The organism is Cognataquiflexum rubidum (assembly GCF_022538115.1).
GTDB classification, from domain to species: domain Bacteria; phylum Bacteroidota; class Bacteroidia; order Cytophagales; family Cyclobacteriaceae; genus Cognataquiflexum; species Cognataquiflexum rubidum.
The window spans coordinates 1-4,482 of sequence record NZ_JAKZAL010000047.1; the positions used below are offsets into that span (position 1 = coordinate 1).

The following is a 4,482-nucleotide window of genomic DNA, read 5'->3' on the forward strand; positions in this document are numbered from 1 at the left end:
GAATACTACACCCTTTTCAATATCTTCCTAGCTGTTTCTATTTTTGTTAGCTTGACGGCTATGGATAGCTATCGGGACGAAGACGGAAGACCCCCGCCTGCCGTCGGGCAGGGATGTACCGGCTATTCAAGTCCAAGGCAAGAATTCTAAAAGAAATTCAACCTACTCACGTCATTGCGACATAAATTATCCGATTCATCCCAATAACCAATAACCCAATAACCAATAACCCAATAACCATTTCCCAATAACCAATTCTAAAAATTAAAATCATTCCTCACGATATTCATCCTGATGGAAAATTGGGTGAAATTGGTCACGGTTGGACTTGGGAGATCTTCGGCGGTTCGCTTTCTGTAGCTATGGCTTATGTCCAAAAATACATTTTGCTTGACCATATAGCTAAGGTTCAGATTGGCCATCGTGACAGTGGTCTCCACGCCCTGTCCGATGACATGGCCATAAAGGCCTAATCCGGTATTGGTTTCGGTTCTGTTTTTTAAGACATCCTTCCCAAAATTGACATCCTCAGCAGGATCTTCTCCGAAGTATTGATACATGCCGGTAAATGTGGCAAACAACCTTGGAAGGAACTCAGGCTGATAGCGGATGATGCCGATAGCTTCTTTGAAGTTGGCACCAAGCGGGTGGGTCAGCGGCGTACGGTAATTGGAATAGGATTGGTAGTCGAATTTTTCCTGATAGGTGTAAGGCCTTGCTTGGTTGTATTCCAACTGAATGTCCAAATTGGAGACTTTGAAGGCATCGATATACTTATAGCCGGCTTGGATGCCGTGTTTGTTGCGGGAGGAATTTTCCCCTGTGATTTCAAAAAACTCATTGAAAACGAACTCGTCCAAAGCCAATTGTCCATACAGCTGCATGCCGGGGGTGAAATTCCATTTGAAATCCGTTCCCAACATTACTTTGTCCGGGGTGCCGAGTTGCTGTTCTACCCACCGGTAAAAGATGATTGGGTTGAGGTAGTTCCAGTCAAACTGGTTTTTCATTACAGACTCAAAAATTCCGACATTAAAATTCTTCCCGATGTTCATTCCGAGGCGGTGGATGGAAAACCATTTTTGCGGATACCGCCCATCTGTCGGTCTGCCCTGTCCGTCAAAGATGATATCGGCGGTTTTTTGTGACCAAAGGTTTGTCAGCTGAAATCGCCAGATTTTGGTATTCAGCTTGAAAAATATGGCCGGATTGGAAAAATCCGACAGCACCATCGAGCGATAACCTTCCCCGATAAAATTTCTATCATGCCCAAACTGTGCTTCTATATGTTTGGTAAAATTGAAAGCAATATGGCCTCTTGCCGAAAAGAAATCATATCCCTGTTCGTTGTACCTTTTCCAAAAACCCTCGCCCGGCACCGCGCCGTTGTGTTCGGCGTAGTCCTTTACCCAACTTGGGAAGATGGTCTGTGTCGAGGTGAAGTAGGTGTAGAAAGCGACCTTTCTGTCAATGCTGCCTCTGAGTTCTATCCCGCGTGAATTGCGGAACCGCATCTCTTCTTCTCCTTGTTCAAATCCCGCAGACAAGTAAATGACCGGATTGATATGGATGTCGACCACCGAATCCCTGTAATAAAAGAAATCAGCGGGCTTTTTGTACAATGCCTTCAGAAAGGGCTTTTTGGAGTTTTCTGTTTCCTGACTGACAAATTCCCAATTGTCATTGTTGAGGTAATTGAGATTGAATTCGTCAGCCTTGTTGAGGTTAATGTCAGAAGCAGACAGGGAGTCAAGATAAGAAGCGAGGTGGTCCCGCCTCAACGGTTTGTATCCGGTGTGGAAACTGTCATTGTTTCGGCCAAGCCTGATTTCGTACCGCTCCAGCATATGGTAATAGTCCCTGTTGAAAGGAACATAGGCACCTTGGGCAAAAACATCAAGGGTAAAAAAAGCAGCAAGACAAAAAGTCAAAAGGAATATTTTTTTCATAGGGGTGATGCTATAATGGTGTAAAGCTAAAAAAAACAGTGGAAAATGGAAGGAGGCTGAAAAGTTTTGAAATTTGTGGGGCTTTTGGAGGAATATAAAATAAATAGTAAATCCGCAAAGCTGCAGATAGCAAGTCGAGGAACGGCAAATGCAGATGGCCCAAGCCTGCATGGGCGGGGAGGTTATTCAATAACAAACGTTTTTGGCAGTTTTTAAATGCTCCATAAATTTACTTACATAAGGTGAATATGGCTAAAGTAAAATTCAGCCAAACTGCCGGTAGAGAGAAATTGAAATTTTCATATTACTTTTTTATAAAGTATATTTAATAAAAAATTGAAATTCGATCTTTTTATAAAGTATAGATTACATTAATATGGACTATATCAAACGGTATCAATACATGGAAAAAATCCTTCCTTTTGTAGGAAAGCCCTTGGTGAAAGTGCTATTGGGACAAAGGAGGGTAGGGAAGAGTTATGTCCTCCGACAACTGACCGATGAAATTAAGAGCCTGTATCCTGATGGAAATGTGATTTATGTCAATAAGGAATGGGATGAATTTCGTCAAATAGGAAGCCACGAGGATTTATTGACTTTTGTGTTGGAAAATATCAAAAAGGATTGTCCAAATTTCCTGATGGTTGATGAGGTGCAAGAAATCAAGGATTTTGAAAAAGCTGTTCGCCACCTCCTCGCTAAGGATATCTGCGACATATACCTTACCGGAAGCAATGCCGTAATCCTTTCGGGGGAACTCGCTACTTTCCTCTCAGGGCGATATGTATCGGTGGAGATTTTTGGTCTTGATTTCGGAGAGTTTGTAAGATTTCATCATTTGGAAGCAACTTTTGAAAGCCTAGAATTATATGTGAAATTCGGAGGAATGCCTTTTTTACATCATTTGGGCTTGAATGGAAATGCGCCTTTCGAATATTTGAAAAACGTGTATTCTACCATTCTACTTAAGGATGTGGTAGCAAGAGAAGGGATCAGAAATGTTTTTTTGCTGGAAAACCTGGTTTCATTTCTTGCAGAAAATATCGGCAGCTTGCTTTCAGCCAATAGCATCCACAAGTTTTTGAAATCCCAAAAAATCAACCTGTCCGTACCTGTGGTGATAAGTTACCTCCATGCACTTACCAATGCTTTTGTGGTGTACAAAGTGCCTAGGTCTGATGTCGGAGGTTTGAAAATTTTCGAAGTCGGAGAGAAGTACTATTTTGAAGATTTGGGACTCAGAAATGCCATCAGGGGATATAATCCTGCCCGAGATTTACACAAATTGCTCGAAAACCTTGTTTTTCTTCATTTGAAGCGAAAAGGCTATGAGGTTTATGTTGGAAAGCTTGGAGAAAAGGAGATAGATTTTGTGGCCGAAAAAGATGGGACGAAACTCTATGTGCAGGTGACGCTGACCATGGTCGAGGAAAATACGAGGTTTAGGGAAGTAGGAAACCTCACACAGATCCAGGACAACTATCCCAAATATGTAATCACTTGGAACGATCCATTTGATGAGGGAGATTGGGAAGGGATACATCACCTAAACATTCTTGATTTTTTGATTAAAATGAATTAGAAGCGAAAATATTCTATAAAAAACCGAGGTAACCTAGCAGGCAGATAAGGACAGTTAGAACAAATTTCATCTCGGTTTTTTTAATTTTTATTTGCGGAGATGAGAAGCTATTTGCTTATGGCCTTTGAAATGGATGGGGAAAATATGAAACAAAATTTGGCCGGATAAACCTCCCTAAAAAAAATCCTCTGGAGAGTTTTTTTGAAGTAGGCCAAAATAAATATGACCCTGCTGTAATAGGAAAATGGAAGCATATCAAAACCTATAATCCTGATGGAAGCAATAACACCATTGATGGGTCAGCAGGGAGAGGTTACATCAATATTTACTATGGGGACGGTAGACTGTTGCTTGATGCGCAAATGTTTAGAGTTGCTGAAAAGCAAAATGGCAATTCAAATTTTTCTTATCTAGACATTCCTACTGTTAATTGGAAAACCACGGGTCAATATTTGATACTTGAAGTAAATGGAGCTCCTACAGAATATGAGTATTTGGTAAAAAATGACACATTAACACTGACTACTCCAAAGAACTTTAAACAAATCCATGTTAAAGTGAAGTAACTTGGTTTTTTTAGGATTAATGGATTTAAAGAGTCTGTTTAAAAAAAGAAAGGCCTCTCCTACGTCCCTGACTGTCCGGTAGGCAGGGAGGTGACAAGGTAAAGTCTTTGGCAAACAGGAACTTTATAATTTTCCACCACCCAAAATAAAATGTTCTCAACTTCCATTAATGGGTTTTAGATTTTCCCTTTGCGTCCCTGCGTCTTTGCGTGATGTTTTTTTCTTCAACAAACCCAAAATTCAAACCCAAGCACCGAGAGACCCTTCGCACCTCAGGGTGACGGAATCCGAAAACTTGAAAACCTGATAGCCTGTATGTTTAAATTAAGTAAAGCCAAGAGGTTAATGTAACTTTAAGTATCAAATAAATCTTACACTAAACCTC

At 40.8% G+C, this 4,482-nt stretch carries 2 protein-coding genes; one reads left to right on the plus strand and one right to left on the minus strand.

The genetic code is table 11. The features are described 5' to 3' along the window. Positions 1–257: 257 nt before the first annotated feature. Positions 258–1,949 (minus strand): hypothetical protein, encoded by a 1,692-nt coding sequence (locus tag MMU05_RS22885; RefSeq protein ID WP_241143982.1) that lies wholly within the window; start codon positions 1,947–1,949, stop codon positions 258–260. Positions 1,950–2,352: 403 nt separating this feature from the next. On the opposite strand from MMU05_RS22885, the gene MMU05_RS22890 reads away from it, so the two are divergent. Next, positions 2,353–3,531 (plus strand): ATP-binding protein, encoded by a 1,179-nt coding sequence (locus MMU05_RS22890; RefSeq protein ID WP_241143983.1) that lies wholly within the window; start codon positions 2,353–2,355, stop codon positions 3,529–3,531. Positions 3,532–4,482: the final 951 nt, after the last annotated feature.

Coding starts and splice junctions, on each gene's coding strand:
- MMU05_RS22890 (WP_241143983.1), top strand. CDS start 2,353: ATGGAAAAAATCCTTCCTTTTGTAGGAAAGCCCTTGGTGAAAGTGCTA.
- MMU05_RS22885 (WP_241143982.1), bottom strand. CDS start 1,949: ATGAAAAAAATATTCCTTTTGACTTTTTGTCTTGCTGCTTTTTTTACC.